This is a genomic window from Phycisphaerales bacterium (genome assembly GCA_029268515.1).
In the GTDB taxonomy this organism is placed as follows: domain Bacteria; phylum Planctomycetota; class Phycisphaerae; order Phycisphaerales; family SM1A02; genus JAQWNP01.
This window is the reverse complement of sequence record JAQWNP010000008.1, coordinates 40431-56724: the sequence shown is the minus strand read 5'-3', so window position 1 is coordinate 56724 and position 16294 is coordinate 40431. Positions and strand designations below refer to the sequence as shown.

Sequence of the window (16294 nt, the reverse complement as noted above, 5' to 3'; positions counted from 1 at the left end):
TCAAGATGGTCGATCAAATTGTTTGAGGAAATTCTCGATCTGAACTTGGTGCTGCTCTGGCTGGCATTCCCATGCATCGCAATGTAATCCATCAGGCACGATCCAAAGAGAGCCACTGGGAAGTTGATCTGCAATGCGCTTTGCGGTTTCGGGAGAGGCAATCTGATCCCTCTCACCAGTGATTAACATGACGGGACACTGCAAACTGATTTGCTGGTCGGATAGAGACAGTGGCTTCTTTTGTAGCAAACTCATGACCCAAAGCGCCACGTCTGAAATTGGTCGACTTGGATAACCGGCTAAACGAAGTCGACCAACCAGTGATTGATGGAACTTAATGTAGGCCCCATAAGCGATCACACCGCGGACCCTCTTTGCAATTGGTTCTGGACGAGAAGCTGCAGCGAAGGCAATAACTGAACCCATCGAATTTCCAACTAGCAAGTACGAATGATTGTCTAACTGCGCCAATAGATCCAATAAACCGTCGACTTCTTTGGCGCCCAATGCTGAGGTGCCACAAGCCTCACCATGACCAGGAAGGTCAAAAAGCACCAGACGATCAGCTTGATTCAAGTACGTATGCACCAGTGGCAACATGTCGAGCCGGGATTGCCCCCAACCGTGAATAAACACAACTGTCAGTGGCTCACGAGCTGCTGGAGGACGCCCTTCGATCATCCAGATCGGTACTGATTGCCCCTGCGCATCGACAATGGCTGGGCTAGAGAAATCACAGCCGACCTGATCAGGCGTCATCGGTCGAGCGGTTGCCAAGGCCCAGCCGGCAGTATGCCGAGGTGGACGCTGCATCTCATAGAGCAGAATGACTACTAGAAAGCTCCAAATAAGCGCTAATGCTGTGAGAAATAGGATAATTAGACCTGAGACCATGCCCTATCTATATCCGAAGGACACCCTCTCGTGCCAGCGGGTAGACTAAATGGTCCATGAAACCCAGCCTAAAGGTCGGTAACGTCGCGGCCGTTGAGGCCACTGTCACACGGGATATGTGCCCGGCCTTTGACGAGGTCGTCGTCCATGACGTCTATTCCACCTGGTCTATGGCACATCACATGGAGCTCGCCGCTAGAAAGGTCCTCGTGGATCATCTTGAACCTCATGAAGAGGGAATCGGCCGCAGACTTGAGATCGAACATGTGGCACCAACACCAGTTGGAAAAAACATTCGGGCCGTTGCCACAGCCACCGAGGTGACTGCCAAAGGAGTCATCTGCAAAGTAGAAGTGTTTGATGGCGATCGCCTTGTTGGGCGAGGCCTCCAAGAACAACGTGTCCTTCCGAAAGAGACACTTCAAAAAATGATCCAAAGACATCGAGCAGTCAGCTCGAGCAGCAACAACCCAGAGGCTTTGAACGAATGAGTGATGAATCTTTTATCCTGACTGATCGAGAGGATCATGTGGGCATTGCACGCCTGAACCGCCCCAAGGTTTTGAATGCTCTTAACTTAGAACTTATGGAACAACTGATCGAGGCCCTTGAGGCTTTCGATGCAGATCCAGAAATTCATGTCATCGTGCTGTCCGGAAATGAGCGGGCTTTTGCCGCTGGTGCTGATATCGGTGATATGGCAGAAGCCTCTACCTTTGAGATGTTCCGCCGTGATCAATTTGCACGTTGGGAACGAATCCGCCGCATCAAGAAACCAATTGTTGCGGCGGTGAGTGGCTTTGCTCTTGGTGGTGGCTGCGAGCTCATGATGCTGTGTGATGTCATTGTTGCTTCTGAAAGCAGTCGCATCGGACAACCAGAAATTAATATTGGCGTCATGCCAGGCGCCGGTGGAACACAGAGGCTCACGCGTGCGGTTGGAAAAGCGATGTCAATGGATGTCGTTCTTAGCGGTCGATTCCTCACCGGCAAAGAGGCGTTGACTCACGGATTAATCAGTCGCTTGGTCCCACCAGAGCACTTCTTCTCTGAAGCCATGAAGGTCGCACACGCAATGGCAACCAAACCGCCGCTTGCGCTACAACTAGCCAAAGAATCTGTACTCAAGTCATTTGAGTCTTCATTAAGCGAAGGCCTTGAGTATGAACGCAAGCTTTTCTATATGTTGTTCTCAACGGCTGACCAAAAAGAAGGCATGAAGGCCTTTATGGAAAAACGCCGGCCACATTTCCAAGGCCAATAGACATCAAAAATAATGACACTAAAATCAATAGTTTTACTATCTCTGGAATGCACCTATGACGGCGACTGCAACTGAATACAAAACGATTATGGTCACCCACCAAGACGGGGTAGCAACCCTTACTCTTAATAGACCTGATTCTCTTAACGCAATTAGCGATGAACTTACAACTGAGCTCATTGATGCGCTCAAGACACTTGAACGTGACAAAAGTGTTCAGGTCATCATTCTGACTGGCGATGGTCGTGCCTTTAGTTCCGGACAAGATTTGTCAGAGCTCAAAGAGAAGTACGTCCCTGGACATATACCGGAGTTGGGTGACGATCTAAGACGACGCTACAACCCCATCGTGATGCGCATCCGGACCATGAAAAAACTGGTCATCGCAGCGGTTAATGGCGTTGCCGCCGGCGCTGGCTGCAGCCTTGCCCTTGCTTGTGATTTACGAATTGCCTCCGAAAAGGCGAGTTTCATTGAAGTGTTTGTGAATGTCGGGCTGATTCCAGACTCAGCAAGTACATTTATATTGCCCCGGCTTATTGGTCTCGGTCGTGCCATGGAACTCTGTTGCACCGGCCGTAAAGTGACTGCTGAAGAGGCGATGGCTATTGGCTTGATTAATAAGCTTGTACCAAGCGACGCATTAGCAACCGAGGCTCAAACCATGGCCGCCCGCCTCGCGGCAATGCCTTCCCAGGCTATTGCCTTGACCAAACGACTGCTCAATGAGGCTCTTGATAATGACCTACCCACACAGCTTGAGGCAGAAGCTTTTGCGCAAGAAACTGCGGGAAAAACCAGTGATCACTTTGAGGGTGTGACAGCATTCCTAGAGAAACGAACTCCTAAATTTAATGGCTCATAGCCACATATTCAGTAAGGGATATTAAAGATGTGCGCAGCAACAACGCCAGCTGCATCAACAACCTGTGGAACAGTGGGCATCCTTGGTGCTGGCACAATGGGAACAGGTATCGCACAAGTTGCCACACTTGCTGGCTGGCATGTCCGTCTTATTGACCGGGAACTTGATCTTTCCACTGCCGGAAAATCCCTTGTTGCCAAACGACTTGAGCGACTGGTAGAGAAAGGCCGCATCAATCAGGTTGCTTGTGATGATGGAATGGCACGACTTAATGCCTCCGCTGAGGTGAAGGATCTAGGCAATTGTGATTTAGTCATCGAAGCCATTGTTGAAGATCTCAGTGTTAAAGCTGACACGCTTGGCCCAATTGCTGAATTACTAGCACCAGATGCAGTTATTGCAACCAATACATCATCACTCTCCGTCTCGGAGATCGCCGATGCCATTAAAGGTCCAGAACGGGTGGTTGGAATGCATTTTTTCAATCCTGCCGCATTAATGCCGCTGGTTGAAATTATTCGTGGACAAAAAACCACTGCCGCTGTGGCTGACCAAGCCGCGGCCATTGCCAACAGCTGGGGAAAAACCGTTGTTCGTGCCAGTGATACACCAGGGTTTATCGTCAACCGAGTCGCACGCCCCTATTATTTGGAAGCATGGCGGATTTATGAAGATGGTTATGCGGGTATAGACACAATTGATCATGTGATGCGCGACATTTGCGACTTCAAAATGGGCCCCTTTGAATTAACTGATCTCATTGGACAGGATGTTAATACTGCAACGACAAGATCTGTCTGGGAGCGCCTTGAATGCCCTGCACGACTTGCGCCAAGCGAGGCTCAAGAAGGACTTGTCGCCAAAGGCAATCTTGGACGCAAAACGAAGCTGGGGTGCTATGACTACACAGTCAACCCCCCAACAACTGCCATCGAACGAACGGGCATACAATTAGAGATGACCGATCGACTACAAGCCGCAGTATCTACTTTTAGTCCGATAGAGCCACAACAACATTGCTACATCGCTGCTCGTATTGTGGCGGCTATCATTAACGAAGCTGCATGGGCGGCAAGTCAGGACGTTGCGACCACTGATGATATTGACACCGCACTTCGACTGGGAACAAACTATCCCAAGGGCCCATTTGAGTGGGCTGCTGAAGTTGGCGCGGACCGTATCATTGATCTCCTTGAGACGCTCAATGCGCAGACTCAAGACGGTCGTTTTCAAGCACCAGCGAACCTGGCCTCAATGATCAACACTCACTCGGGAGGTATTCAATAATGGCACGGCAACTTGAAGGCAAGTATTTCATGCCAGGACTGCTTGTGTGTATTTTCGGGCTCAGCCTCTTTTTCACAAGCTTCTTCCTACAAAGTCCACGCGTGACTCTGATTATTGGATTGGTACTACTGATTATTGCTGCAGTACTCTTTTCAATTGCCTTTGCCCGCGGACCTAAAACTCCCGAGTAACGCGCTCATCTCAGAAAAGGACTCTATTGACTATGCCAAAGGCTGCAATTCTCTCAGCAGTACGTACACCGATTGGAAGATATGGCGGTGCACTCAGTTCTATTCGTCCCGATGACATGGCCGCACTGGTCATTAAAGCTGCCGTTGACCGTGCAGGTATCGATCCTGCAAAGATTGACGACATTTACTTCGGCGCAGCAAACCAAGCCGGAGAAGACAATCGAAATGTCGCTCGCATGGCTGGGTTACTCGCTGGACTTCCTGTTTCTGTACCCGGATGCACTGTTAATCGACTCTGCGCTTCGGGACTGGAGGCGGTGAACCTTGGCGCGCGGACCATTGAAGCGGGTATGGCAGATATTGTTGTGGTCGGTGGTGTTGAAAGTATGAGCCGTGCTCCGTTTGTGCTCAGTAAATCAGAGCACGCGTTCACTCGTCAACAGACACTCCAAGACACCACGATAGGCTGGCGTTTTACAAATCCACAACTGCATGAGTTGTGGGGTTCAGACAGTATGGGACAAACTGCGGAGCATGTGGCTCGAAAATACGGCATCGACCGTGAAGCCCAAGATCGCTTCGCTCTATGGAGCCAACAAAAGTGGGCGGCTGCCGATGAACTTGGGCTCTTTGACGAAGAAATCATTTCTGTTGAGATTCCACAACGCAAAGGTGATGCCATAGTGGTCAGTCGCGATGAGCATCCACGGCCTGACACAACACTTGAAAAACTTGCCAAGCTTCGCCCTGTATTTTCCAGTGACGACAAAGGAACCGTCACTGCCGGGAATAGCTCAGGCATTAATGACGGCGCTGCAGCATTAGTCTTAGCAAGTACCGACGTCGCAAAGTCACTGGGCCTTGAATCTCTGGCCGTTGTGGGCGCTGCTGCTGCTGCCGGCGTGGAACCAAAATACATGGGCATTGGCCCGGTCGCTGCGACAAAAAAATGCCTAAAACGTGCTGGCCGATCATTTTCTGATATCGATATCGTCGAGCTCAATGAAGCCTTTGCTGCCCAGTCAGTCGCCTGCATTCGGGAATTAGGTATCGAAGAAGCCAATATCAATCCCAAAGGTGGCGGCATTGCCATCGGCCATCCCCTGGGTTGTACTGGAGCTCGATTGGTGACCACATTGGTACACGAACTCCGTCGCAGCGGCGGAACCTGTGGGTTGGCTACACTATGTATAGGTGTTGGCCAGGGGTTGGCGACACTTATTGAGCGCACCTAGGCGATCTCAAGACTGCTTTTGTTACTGCAACTTGCCTCACCCGTTAGATAGGACACAAATGTCTGGAGCATCAAATCCCGTAATGAGCATTGACCCCTCTCAGGAGGACCAAGCCAAGCTCGCTGAGTTTGAGAAGAAAATTGCCGACGGGCTGCTTATTGAACCAGGTGACTGGATGCCTGAGGCGTACCGATTCGGCATGCTTCGAATGGCCGAGCATCATGCCAATAGCGAGATCATTGGCGCTCTTCCAGAAGGTGAGTGGATCACACGTGCTCCAAGTCTACGACGCAAGCTTGCCTTAACTGCGAAGGTTCAAGATGAAGTGGGTCATGGACAAATGCTCTATCGCGTTTCCCAAGACCTGGGTAAACCACGAGATGAAATGCTGCGTGATTTGTGTACCGGCAAGACAAAATATCACAATTGTTTTAACTACCCTGCTCCTACTTGGGCAGATATTGCCATGATTCAGTGGCTTATCGATGGCGCTGCCATTATGAACCAGAAGACTCTGGCAGATGGTGCCTTCGGTCCTTACATACGTACGATGCACCGGATCAATATGGAGGAAGCTTTCCACTTCAAAAGTGGCGAAGACATGGTGCTCACATTAATGAGTGGCACGAAATCACAGAAAGCCATGACACAACAAGCATTTGATCGCTGGTGGGGTCCTTCGATTATGTTTTTTGGCCCCCACGATAAGCCTGGATGTGAACATATGCCGCCAATGAAATGGCGAATGAAAACCGAAACAAATGACTCACTTCGCCAGCGCTTTGTTGATCGATTCGCGCCCGCTGCCATGGACCTCGGTCTCGTCATACACATATGTGAGAAAGACGCCCAAGGCATGGTGACCTCAAAGCGCATCGATGAAAAGTGTGTTCAAGACGAAGCAACAGGACACTGGGGTATTACAGATCCTGACTGGGATGAATTCTTCCGTGTCATTAGAGGCAACGGGCCGTGTAACGCGAAGAGGCTTGCACTGCGTCGATTCTCATATGAACAGGGTGCATGGGTCCGCCGCGCTATTGCTGCAGGCTCTACATCGTTGCCCCCCGCGGCCTGAGGAGCAAACGATGTCAAAACTCCGACAACGCGATTTTTCATTTGATAGTGAGCTAGCCCCGTCTATCGACGGCGCCCTTAACTCATACATTGTTTACACGTGCAAAAAAGAAGGCGTGGCACACAGATATGCTGGCTATCTCAACGCACCAGACATTCAACTTGCACTCGAGTATGCATGTGAGCACTATGGACAAGATGAGGTTTGCGTCAATATTTGGGTGCACCCTGCCGATGCATTGCGGGAGACACATTGTGCCGAAGAGGCAATCGATAACGCACTCGGTTGCGACGGTCCCGACACCGCGACAGATCCGGCTTGGGCCATCTTCACTCAACGCAAACGAGGTGATATTCACGTTGAAGTGGGTTTATTAAATGCACCTGATGCCGACACCGCTCTGCAAAGAGCAATCGCACGACACGGAAAAAACGTAGTACAAGTGCGAGTGGTCCCATTCGATCAAATTAAGTCTACGGCTCCAAATCAATTGATTTGGCGAACTCATGATCAGACCTATCGACTCGCCCGCGGCTACAGTAAGTCAGTGCGGATGAAATGGGCTGCCATACGTAAAACAGAAGATATCAATGAGTATGTCAAAGATGACATCCAGAGTCATTTCTAGGAATCAATGAAACGTGACGAATCCGATGGACATGATGCACAATGACCTCGAGGCCCTACTCGTGCTAGAGCTGGCCGATGATAAGTTATTGCTAGGACACATACAGAGTGACTGGACCGGCTTGGGCCCGATACTTGAAGAAGATATTGCGTCGTCATCGATGGCGCAAGATGACCTCAGCCACGCTTTAGTGCTTTATGAGTATCTTGGCGCCCGTTTCAACCTCGATCCTGATGTCATTGCCTACGAAAGAGAGCCTGCCGGATACCGCTGTTGTGATCTTGTCACTGTGCCAGATGAATTTGATTGGGCCACCGCCTTTGTGAGACGTTGGTTTTTTGCACACTATGCAGCGCCAGCACTTGATCGACTCGGCCAGTTTGAGAATGGCGATCTTGTCGAGCGAACGCGGCGACTAAGAGCGGAAGAGACGCTCCACATTGTGTATCTCAACGACTGGATGCAACGACTCGGATCGGGTCCTTTAGAGTCAAGGGATCGAATACAAACAGCATTGGATCTGTTAACGCCCCATGCCGGGATGCTCTTTGAACAACGAGAAATGAATTCAGACATCAATACTTCAATTGGTGATGGACGCGAAGAACTGTTCAATGAATGGTCTGCTGCTATTAACACCGTGCTAAGTTCTACAGAGCTTACCGCAACTATCAAGTTGCCCGAAAACGAAACACGCGGCGGCCGAAATGGAAGACACGCTGACCACTTCCTTGCACAGTGGACGGAAATGAATGAAGTCCGCAGTACAGATCCTGGCGCCGCATGGTGACTCCAACAGACATCCTGGGCTCAATCCACGCTGCACTTTCTGAGATCCTTGATCCTGAATTGCCTTGTAGTATTGTTGATCTCGGATTGGTTGAAACTGTAGAGTTAGACGATGACTGCAGCGCAACAATTACATTACTACCAACATTTTCGGGTTGTCCAGCGTTGGATATGATCACGAAAGATGTCACCACGCGCATCGCTGACATCCCTGAAGTTAAATCGTGTCAAGTGCAATGGGTGTTCGAGCCGGCCTGGACAACTGATCGAATCTCCAAAGCGGGGCGGGTTTCACTCAAAGATCACGGCGTGACCGTTCCAGAGCACGGTCCACCTCAAAAAGACCGTGTACCGTTGACGACATCTGTGATTAAATGCCCCTTCTGCCAGTCAAACAAGACCAGCCTCGATAGCCCCTTTGGCCCAACTCGGTGCCGAATGATCTACTACTGTCAAGCCTGCCAGAATTCCTTCGAACATATGAAGCGCATTGACCTCTAGGTCCCTGTTACGGGACTGACTATAAATCAGTGGCAAGAGTGCGTACATGATCGTAAGATAGGTGCTTTCCCAGATCGCTATCGCGTTTTGAGAACCTGCCATGAACAGTCAGACACCGAATATCCAGGCTGCCGATCCGGTGGTGATTGAGACAGTCATCCCACCTGCCCAAATGGGTAATCAGAGATCTTGCCAGCCCACTATTGGGACCACGATGGACACAAAATCAGTCCAACTAGATGACATCAATGTGCTACAGATCCTCAACGAGGAGGGTGTAGCCGATATGACCAAAGCACCGAAGCTGAGCAGTGATCAACTCCGGCGACTTTATGTCGGCATGGTCTTGACTCGTAAGTTTGATGCGCGCATGCTCGCAATGCAACGCCAGGGCGAGATGGGTACATTTGCGCCTAATCTTGGCCAAGAAGCAACACAGATTGGTCAAGTCTTCCCACTTACAGCCGATGACTGGTTTGCTCCATCCTACCGATCCTTCGGCGCCCAAATCTGGCGCGGTTGGTCCATGGAACAATTGTTATTGCTCTGGGCCGGATATCATGAAGGCTTCCCGCCGCCAGACGGTGTTAATGATCTTCCATTCTCAATCGTGATTGGGTCTCACGTCCTACCCGCCGTGGGCGTTGCCATGGGCATGGCCCATAAAAAACAACCCAATTGCGTCACCGTCAATTTTGGGGATGGAGCAATTTCGCAGGGGGCTGTTAATGAAGCCTTTAACTTTGCCGCCGTATACAAAGCACCCTGTGTTTTCATTTGTGAAAACAATGGCTGGGCAATCTCAACCCCAATTCAGCGACAAGCTGCCACAGAATCACTCGCGGTGCGTGGGGTTGGCTTTGGCATCCCGAGTATTCGCGTAGATGGCAACGACATCCTTGCCATGGTTGCAGCGACAACAACCGCAACCCAACGAGCAAGAGCCGGCCAGGGGCCATCTCTGATTGAAGCGGTCACCTACCGTATGAGCCTACACACCACTGCTGATGACCCCAAGGTGTATCGAGAAGATAAACACGTCGATCCATGGCATCAGCGCTGCCCCCTGCTTCGCTTTGAACGATTTCTAAACCGTGAATCCATTCTTACTGAGGATGAATGCAAACGTATTCATGAAGAATGCGAACAACGCGTACTCGACGCCCGGGCGCGATTCCGTGAAGTCGCTAAGGCACGCCCTGAAGAGATCTTTGACTTTGTCTATCACACCATGCCGCCTGAGCTGATTGAGCAGAAGAAAGACTATCTCTCACGGCTCGCCCGAAAGGGATTGAACTTATGAGCGCGATGACCCAACGAACAATGGTCGAATCGCTCAATCTTGCGCTCGACGAAGCTCTTTCAAGTGATCCAGATGTCTGTCTGATGGGCCAGGACATTGGCGTCAATGGTGGCGTCTTCCGTGTGACGAAGGGTCTCCAGTTGAAGTATGGCCAGCAACGCGTGATGGATTCTCCACTCGCTGAATGCGGCATTATTGGCACTGCGGTTGGCATGGCAATCTATGGTCTAAAACCAGTGGCAGAGATTCAGTTTTCTGGATTCACGATGCAGGCGTTTGATCAAATCGAACAGAACATGGCTCGCTACAGAAATCGGACCCGTCATGGCCAGCCACTCGGAATGGTAATGCGCACGCCTTATGGTGGTGGCATTCGAGCCGTTGAGCACCACTCGGAATCACGCGAAGCGTATTGGGCTCACACCCCAGGGCTCAAAGTCGTTATTCCCTCTGGACCACGCAATGCCCGAGCCTTATTAGCCGCTGCAATTCAGGATCCTGATCCAGTTATTTTCTATGAACCCAAAGCCGTCTACCGCGCCTTCCGTGAAGATGTCCCGGATCAGCCAGAGGTAGCGCAGATCGGCAAGGCCCAGATCATTCGCGAAGGCTGCGATCTCACACTCATCGGATACGGCGCCATGATGCGCCCAGTACTTGAAGCTGCTGATGATCTTTCCAGCTTGCACGGCATCAATGTAGAAGTGATTGATCTACTGACCATCAAGCCTATGGATACCGAGACCATCATCGAATCCGTGACGAAGACTGGTCGTTGCGTGGTTGTGCATGAGGGCCATAAGACCTGTGGAATCGGAGCTGAGATTATTGCTCGAATCAACGAGTATGCCTTCGGTCACCTACTTGCGCCAATTGGACGCATCTCTGGCTACGATATCCCATTCCCTTATTTTCAATGTGAGCAACATTTCTTACCTGATCCTGACACCATTATTGAGAAGGTTCAGGAGTCAATGACCTGGCAATAGACTGCGAACTGCTTTTTACGGACGCCGCTAACATGACCCGCGACTTTATACTACCTGACCTTGGTGAGGGTGTTCATGAAGGACAGATTATGTCCATCATGGTTGCTGAAGGTCAGTCGGTGCGCGAAGATGAACCACTCATAGAGGTAGAAACAGACAAGGCGCGGGTTGAGATACCGTCGCCTTATACCGGAACCGTGGCGCGTGTTCATGTGAGTGAACAACAGCTCGTACATGTCGGCGATGTCATGTTTTCCTTTTCAGATGGCTCTGAGGCAACAGATGTCGCTCCACAAAGCACGACCGCGCCAGCACCGGCAGCGCCAATCAAAACGCCAATAACACCATCACCGCAAACGTCGCAACAACGCCGTATCGTAGCCGCACCCTCCGTGCGCCGAATGGCACGTCAAAGAGGCATCGATCTCACGAACGTACAAGGATCTGGCCCTGGCGGACGCATTCACCTCTGCGATCTTGACTCCAATGACGTGGTGCCGCCTGCTGCAGCTGAGATATCCTCGCCAGTACGTGTATCGCCACTACCTGTGCCACCTTCTTCAGTGGCTGGATCGCCATCACCACCTCCACAAGTGATCAATGCCGCAAATCTCCCGACATCGCCAGCACTCTCACTGTCAGAAATTCCCGGTGGTCGCCCGGATCAAGATCAATATGGAATGGTCATCCGTCAGCCTTTAAGTCAGGCCAGACACACCATTGCCCGAATTATGAGTCAGTCGTGGGCAACGATTCCACATGTCACGGACACCGATGACGCTGATGTGACTGATCTAGAATCGCTACGAAAGGCTCACAAAAATACAAGCCATCCAGAGCGAAAGATCACCATGCTCTGCTTCTTAGTGCGGGCAGTCACTCGAGCACTTGAACGCTTCCCTATCTTTAATGCCAGTGTCGATGAGAACACAAGTGAAATTGTTTATCGGCAGTACATTAATGTTGCCATTGGTGTTGAAACCGAGCGAGGCCTTGTGGCACCAGTGATTCACAATACGAATCAACTATCAATTCTGCACATTGCCGATGCCTTAGATGTCATTTCGGCAAACGCGAGAAGTGCTTCCTTTGCTGTCAATGATACGCGAGGAGGCACCTACACGATCTCTAATGCGGGTGCTATTGGTGGCAGTCGTTACTCAACACCAATCATTACTCCACCACAGGTTGCAGTGCTTGCTGCCGGGCGAATGCGACTAATGCCATGGGTTGTTGATGGTGAGATTAAACCACGACTGATTATGCCTTTGAGTCACTCTATTGATCACAGAATTATTGACGGGGGGAAAGAAATTCCCTTCCTTCAATTTGTCATAGCACAATTGCAGAACCCTCTTGAATTTGTTCTCTCTTCATAACTGGAGCCACCTTTAATGGTTGTTGGTGAGTTCGCCCAAGAAGCTGAACTAGTCATCATTGGCGCTGGCCCAGCTGGATACGAAGCTGCGTTCCATGCAGCGGCTTCCGGCCAAAAGGTGACACTGGTTGACCCACGAGAGAATCTGGGAGGTCGGTGCCTCCATGAAGCGTGCATTCCATCCAAACTCATCGCAACACGACTACGAATGGTTCGAGATGGCGTCATCAACGAGCAAGAAATAAGCGTTCCAGCAATACCTCAGACGCAACTTCTTGAAATGCTAGACCAAACTGTTGCGTCACTGGGCACCGCGCTTAATAAACAAGCGAGTTCTCTCAACATCACCGTTGTGCAAGGCACTGCAACATTCCAGGATGGAAGAAGCCTCGGTGTCAACAGCGATCCCCCGCAGCGTTTTAAGTTCCGCCGAGCGATTATCGCAACCGGCACTACACCTGGAGAACATCCCGCCTTAGATCACAACGTCGATGAAGTACAAACACCAGCAGCTTCATGGACAGCGAACGTAAAGGATCAAAGAGTTCTTATTGTCGGCCAAGAAATGGTTGCCCTGGAAGTTGGCAGCATTCTGGCTGAACTAGGCGGCTTGGTCACAATCGCTGATTTATCGCCTGACAAACATGACATTGATCGTGATCTACAGCGACCAGCCCAACGCAGACTTCGCGCACTTGGCGCAAGCTTTATGCCTCATGCAAAGCTGCTGCGATCCAACGCAGGCGAGGGGAAGATAACCGTACAACTCAATGAAAATAGTACTGAGAAGACAGAAACTTTTGATCTCGTTGTGGATTGCACAACCCCACGACCCAGCAGCAGCAGCTTAGGTCTGGATACGGCAGGTATCTCAACAGATGCTGATGGCTTTATCACCGTCGATTCTCAGCAGCGCACCTCGAACCCTCGTATCTTTGCTGCCGGTGACGTGACTGGTACGCCTCTGCTTGCATCAAAAGCTGCCCACCAAGGACGGATTGCTGTCGATGCGATGGCCGAACAGCCTGTTGCCTTTGATCCAGCAGCCATCCCATGGACAATCTATACCAACCCTCCAATGGCAGGATGTGGAATGTCTGAATCAGATGCAGATGATGCTGGCATTCCCAACGCGAGCACCAAAAAAATCTGGGGCGCTAGTGGCTTAGCTGCTGCGCAAGGACGGACAGATGGTGTGACCAAACTTGTTTACGACACTGACTCTGGATTGTTATTAGGTGGATTTATAAGCGGCGTTGGTGCTGCCGAAATGATTCAACAAGTTGCACTGGCTCTAGAGCTAGGCGCTACCATGGAAGATCTTGCTTCGACCATACATGCACATCCAACCCGAAGTGAGCTGATTGCAAGTTGCGCTCAAGATGCTGTCGGTGCGATCAATAGCCAAACGTCACAATAACAACTACTTTTCGTTGCTATCACGCTCGTGCTTGGGCTCGTACCCTAGCGGAGGCACACGTTTGCGATCTGCCTCCATCGCTGCCAATGGTTCGACCTCTTTGGTTGTCGCGAGATGCCGCTGAGCAAGATATTGATAATGCCCTGTACCCTCTCGCTTCCAAGCGACTTCTTTTTCACTCAATGTCTTGATGACTTTGGCGGGAATACCTGCCACAACCGAGTTCGGGGGGACCACTGTCCCTGCTTTCACAAAAGACATGGCTGCCACAAAGCTATTTTCGCCAATGGTTGCTTCGTCCATGATGACCGCGTTCATCCCCACCAGCGCATTGCGACCAATCTGACATCCGTGGAGCACCGCCCCATGGCCAACATGTCCCTCTTCTTCAATAACCGTGTCACGGCCAGGAAAACAGTGCACGACACATGTGTCTTGCAGATTACTGCCCTCTTTCATAATCAGTCGGCCAATATCACCACGCAGTACCGCACATGGTCCAACCAAGCAACCAGGACCAATAATGACATCACCAATCAGAACAGCGCTCGGGTGTACGAAAGCCGTGGGATCAACAACTGGGCGAATACCCTCAAACTCAAACGCTGGCATGAGCCGGCTCTTTCTGATCAGCCAATTCAGTCATTGGCATACGACTTTGTCCGATGCGGAAACGTCGTGTCACAAATCCAGCATCACAGAGTGTGGCATTTCCAGATGGATTAAGTCCAGAGACATGCAGATCACTGAAGGCAGCCGTTTGATTGACATAGAGGGGGCCAGTCAGGTTACAAGACACCAATGCACCAGCTTCAACCATTGTGTCACTTGCTTGTGCCAGCACTTCATCGCTTTGAGAATAAATGCTACAGGTAATAGAACCAACCACTCGTGCCAGATGCGAGGCAACTTCAACACTATTTTGTGTCGATTGAGTGCCAATCATCCAGCAGATTGGTCCGAAAGACTCGTGGCTATAGTGCTTATCATCACTCACATCGACTGAAAGAATAAGCGGCGAACGTACGCGGGCATCTTTGAACTTGGGGTTAATGAGATCCTCAGATGCCCGCACCACCGTTTCCCCCGACGATGCATGCATTTTAATGCGATCCGCAGTCGCGCAGCTTTGCACACAACCAAGCACTTCTGCTGCTCGGTCAGGATCTTTTAGTAAGCCATTGATAGCCTTCACAATACCTTGCACGACCTCTTCATAGGTCTTGTGGCCATCATTGGTCTCGATTCCCTTCTGGGGAATGAAGATATTCTGCGGTGCTGTACACATCTGACCAGAGTAAAGACAAAGAGAAAAGGCAATGTTGCTTGTCATACCTCTGAAATCATCAATCGAGTCAATGATAATTGAGTTTACACCAGCCTTCTCGGTGAAGATCTCACCAGTTGCATGCGTCTCGATCCAATGGCCGAATTCGCTATTGCCTGTGTAATCAACAATGTCTACTTCGGGCGAAGAGGACAATGATTTGGTAACTGGCTCTTCAGCTGTATCAACAGCAAGCATCACAACGTTGGGATCAAACCCCGCCTCACTAAGTACCTCACGACATGTTTGAACAGTCATCGCTACTGGCAATATGACATCTGGGTGAGGCTTCAGAATGCAAACGTTGCCTGTCGCCAGATTTGCCATGAGTCCTGGATAGGTATTCCATGTGGGGAAGGTGCTGCAAGCAATCACCAAACCAATTCCTTTGGGCACAACGCGATAACGTTTGTCCATTGAAACAACATCAGTTTTGCTTACTTGCTTGCGCCATACTGCTACTGGTGGAACCTGGGTCATGGCAATATAAGCTTGAGCGACTGCTTCCAACCCACGATCCTGTGCGTGGGGGCCTGCCGCTTGAAATGCCATCATGAAGCCCTGCCCTGTGGTGTGCATTGCAGCAAAGGCCATTTCAAAACTCTGCTGGTTCAGCCTGGCCAAGATCTCCATACAAATACCGACACGCTCTTCAATCTCTGTTTGGCGCCATTGCTTACTGGCCTCTTCCGCAGCGTTAATAACCTCTATCGGCGATGCGCTGGGATAGGTGATTCCCAACTCAATGCCATATGGAGACACTTCATGTCCAATCCAGTTTGATCCAGGGTGGCCGGCAGGGCTGGACAGTGCAAAGGGCTTCCCTAGCCTGGCCTTAAAAGACGACTGCCCATCCTCCATGGCAGTTTCGCCATAGACCTTCCGACTCGGTACTTCGGCATAGGCGCTAAAAAACCCTCGCTTCGCGATAGCCTCAAGGGCTGCCGCCAATGTCTGTTCATGTTTATCAAAAAACGGCCTGCTCACTTTGGTAGTCCTTGAATATTGGGTCTAGGGGGCATCTTTTCCTGGCCGCCCCACTGAGTTTCTTCAACCGCAGAGCGGTCATAATACGCTATGCACTGCTGGCATGCATAGCTATCGATCTTGAGGTGAAAGTCATGATCATGAAGCATAAATCAGGT

Annotated in this window: 17 protein-coding genes; 14 read left to right on the top strand and 3 right to left on the bottom strand. The window is 50.6% G+C overall.

Annotated features, from left to right (window positions below):
• Positions 1-894, bottom strand: a complete 894-nt coding sequence (locus P8J86_06195; protein MDG2054280.1) for an alpha/beta hydrolase — start codon at positions 892-894, stop codon at positions 1-3.
• A gap of 56 nt (positions 895-950) precedes the next feature.
• On the opposite strand from P8J86_06195, the gene P8J86_06190 reads away from it, so the two are divergent.
• The 14 genes from P8J86_06190 (at position 951) to P8J86_06125 (ending at position 13822) form a co-directional block, all read left to right on the top strand.
• Positions 951-1385 (top strand): hypothetical protein, encoded by a 435-nt coding sequence (locus P8J86_06190; protein ID MDG2054279.1) that lies wholly within the window; start codon positions 951-953, stop codon positions 1383-1385.
• Positions 1382-2158, top strand: coding sequence for an enoyl-CoA hydratase-related protein (locus P8J86_06185; GenBank protein MDG2054278.1), 777 nt, complete (start codon positions 1382-1384; stop codon positions 2156-2158). Before P8J86_06190 ends, P8J86_06185 begins: the two co-directional genes overlap by 4 nt.
• A 55-nt stretch (positions 2159-2213) precedes the next feature.
• Positions 2214-3023 (top strand): enoyl-CoA hydratase-related protein, encoded by an 810-nt coding sequence (locus tag P8J86_06180; GenBank protein ID MDG2054277.1) that lies wholly within the window; start codon positions 2214-2216, stop codon positions 3021-3023.
• Positions 3024-3050: 27 nt separating this feature from the next.
• On the top strand, positions 3051-4310 hold the full coding sequence (locus P8J86_06175) for a 3-hydroxyacyl-CoA dehydrogenase NAD-binding domain-containing protein (GenBank protein ID MDG2054276.1): 1260 nt from the start codon (positions 3051-3053) through the stop codon (positions 4308-4310).
• Positions 4310-4501: a hypothetical protein gene (locus tag P8J86_06170; protein MDG2054275.1), complete on the top strand. Its 192-nt coding sequence runs from the start codon at positions 4310-4312 to the stop codon at positions 4499-4501. Before P8J86_06175 ends, P8J86_06170 begins: the two co-directional genes overlap by 1 nt.
• A 32-nt stretch (positions 4502-4533) precedes the next feature.
• The gene (locus tag P8J86_06165) at positions 4534-5736 is read left to right on the top strand and encodes an acetyl-CoA C-acyltransferase (protein MDG2054274.1); all 1203 of its coding nucleotides are present in this window, start codon (positions 4534-4536) and stop codon (positions 5734-5736) included.
• Between the two features lie 82 nt (positions 5737-5818).
• Positions 5819-6814, top strand: a complete 996-nt coding sequence (gene paaA / locus P8J86_06160) for a 1,2-phenylacetyl-CoA epoxidase subunit A (GenBank protein MDG2054273.1) — start codon at positions 5819-5821, stop codon at positions 6812-6814.
• 10 nt (positions 6815-6824) lie between these two features.
• Complete coding sequence (locus P8J86_06155; GenBank protein MDG2054272.1) at positions 6825-7442, top strand: hypothetical protein; 618 nt, start codon at positions 6825-6827, stop codon at positions 7440-7442.
• 13 nt (positions 7443-7455) lie between these two features.
• Positions 7456-8232, top strand: a complete 777-nt coding sequence (gene paaC / locus P8J86_06150; GenBank protein MDG2054271.1) for a phenylacetate-CoA oxygenase subunit PaaC — start codon at positions 7456-7458, stop codon at positions 8230-8232.
• Entirely contained in the window at positions 8226-8732 is a 507-nt protein-coding gene (gene paaJ, locus P8J86_06145; GenBank protein ID MDG2054270.1) for a phenylacetate-CoA oxygenase subunit PaaJ, read from the top strand. The genes paaC and paaJ overlap by 7 nt, the downstream gene beginning before the upstream one ends.
• Positions 8733-8832: 100 nt before the next feature.
• On the top strand, positions 8833-10035 hold the full coding sequence (pdhA, locus tag P8J86_06140) for a pyruvate dehydrogenase (acetyl-transferring) E1 component subunit alpha (protein ID MDG2054269.1): 1203 nt from the start codon (positions 8833-8835) through the stop codon (positions 10033-10035).
• Positions 10032-11024, top strand: a complete 993-nt coding sequence (locus P8J86_06135; GenBank protein ID MDG2054268.1) for an alpha-ketoacid dehydrogenase subunit beta — start codon at positions 10032-10034, stop codon at positions 11022-11024. Before pdhA ends, P8J86_06135 begins: the two co-directional genes overlap by 4 nt.
• Before the next feature lie 32 nt (positions 11025-11056).
• Complete coding sequence (locus tag P8J86_06130) at positions 11057-12403, top strand: dihydrolipoamide acetyltransferase family protein (protein ID MDG2054267.1); 1347 nt, start codon at positions 11057-11059, stop codon at positions 12401-12403.
• A gap of 15 nt (positions 12404-12418) precedes the next feature.
• Complete coding sequence (locus P8J86_06125) at positions 12419-13822, top strand: NAD(P)/FAD-dependent oxidoreductase (GenBank protein ID MDG2054266.1); 1404 nt, start codon at positions 12419-12421, stop codon at positions 13820-13822.
• A gap of 3 nt (positions 13823-13825) precedes the next feature.
• Here P8J86_06125 and P8J86_06120 read toward each other — a convergent pair whose 3' ends face one another.
• Both P8J86_06120 and paaN read right to left on the bottom strand, forming a co-directional pair.
• Positions 13826-14434 carry a hypothetical protein gene (locus P8J86_06120; GenBank protein ID MDG2054265.1) on the bottom strand — a complete coding sequence of 203 codons (609 nt, stop codon included), beginning with the start codon at positions 14432-14434 and terminating at the stop codon, positions 13826-13828.
• Positions 14421-16136 (bottom strand): phenylacetic acid degradation protein PaaN, encoded by a 1716-nt coding sequence (paaN, locus tag P8J86_06115; protein ID MDG2054264.1) that lies wholly within the window; start codon positions 16134-16136, stop codon positions 14421-14423. The genes P8J86_06120 and paaN overlap by 14 nt, the downstream gene beginning before the upstream one ends.
• Positions 16137-16294 lie beyond the last annotated feature (158 nt).

Coding starts and splice junctions, on each gene's coding strand:
- P8J86_06195 (MDG2054280.1), bottom strand. CDS start 894: ATGGTCTCAGGTCTAATTATCCTATTTCTCACAGCATTAGCGCTTATT.
- P8J86_06190 (MDG2054279.1), top strand. CDS start 951: ATGAAACCCAGCCTAAAGGTCGGTAACGTCGCGGCCGTTGAGGCCACT.
- P8J86_06185 (MDG2054278.1), top strand. CDS start 1,382: ATGAGTGATGAATCTTTTATCCTGACTGATCGAGAGGATCATGTGGGC.
- P8J86_06180 (MDG2054277.1), top strand. CDS start 2,214: ATGACGGCGACTGCAACTGAATACAAAACGATTATGGTCACCCACCAA.
- P8J86_06175 (MDG2054276.1), top strand. CDS start 3,051: ATGTGCGCAGCAACAACGCCAGCTGCATCAACAACCTGTGGAACAGTG.
- P8J86_06170 (MDG2054275.1), top strand. CDS start 4,310: ATGGCACGGCAACTTGAAGGCAAGTATTTCATGCCAGGACTGCTTGTG.
- P8J86_06165 (MDG2054274.1), top strand. CDS start 4,534: ATGCCAAAGGCTGCAATTCTCTCAGCAGTACGTACACCGATTGGAAGA.
- paaA (MDG2054273.1), top strand. CDS start 5,819: ATGAGCATTGACCCCTCTCAGGAGGACCAAGCCAAGCTCGCTGAGTTT.
- P8J86_06155 (MDG2054272.1), top strand. CDS start 6,825: ATGTCAAAACTCCGACAACGCGATTTTTCATTTGATAGTGAGCTAGCC.
- paaJ (MDG2054270.1), top strand. CDS start 8,226: ATGGTGACTCCAACAGACATCCTGGGCTCAATCCACGCTGCACTTTCT.
- pdhA (MDG2054269.1), top strand. CDS start 8,833: ATGAACAGTCAGACACCGAATATCCAGGCTGCCGATCCGGTGGTGATT.
- P8J86_06135 (MDG2054268.1), top strand. CDS start 10,032: ATGAGCGCGATGACCCAACGAACAATGGTCGAATCGCTCAATCTTGCG.
- P8J86_06130 (MDG2054267.1), top strand. CDS start 11,057: ATGACCCGCGACTTTATACTACCTGACCTTGGTGAGGGTGTTCATGAA.
- P8J86_06125 (MDG2054266.1), top strand. CDS start 12,419: ATGGTTGTTGGTGAGTTCGCCCAAGAAGCTGAACTAGTCATCATTGGC.
- P8J86_06120 (MDG2054265.1), bottom strand. CDS start 14,434: ATGCCAGCGTTTGAGTTTGAGGGTATTCGCCCAGTTGTTGATCCCACG.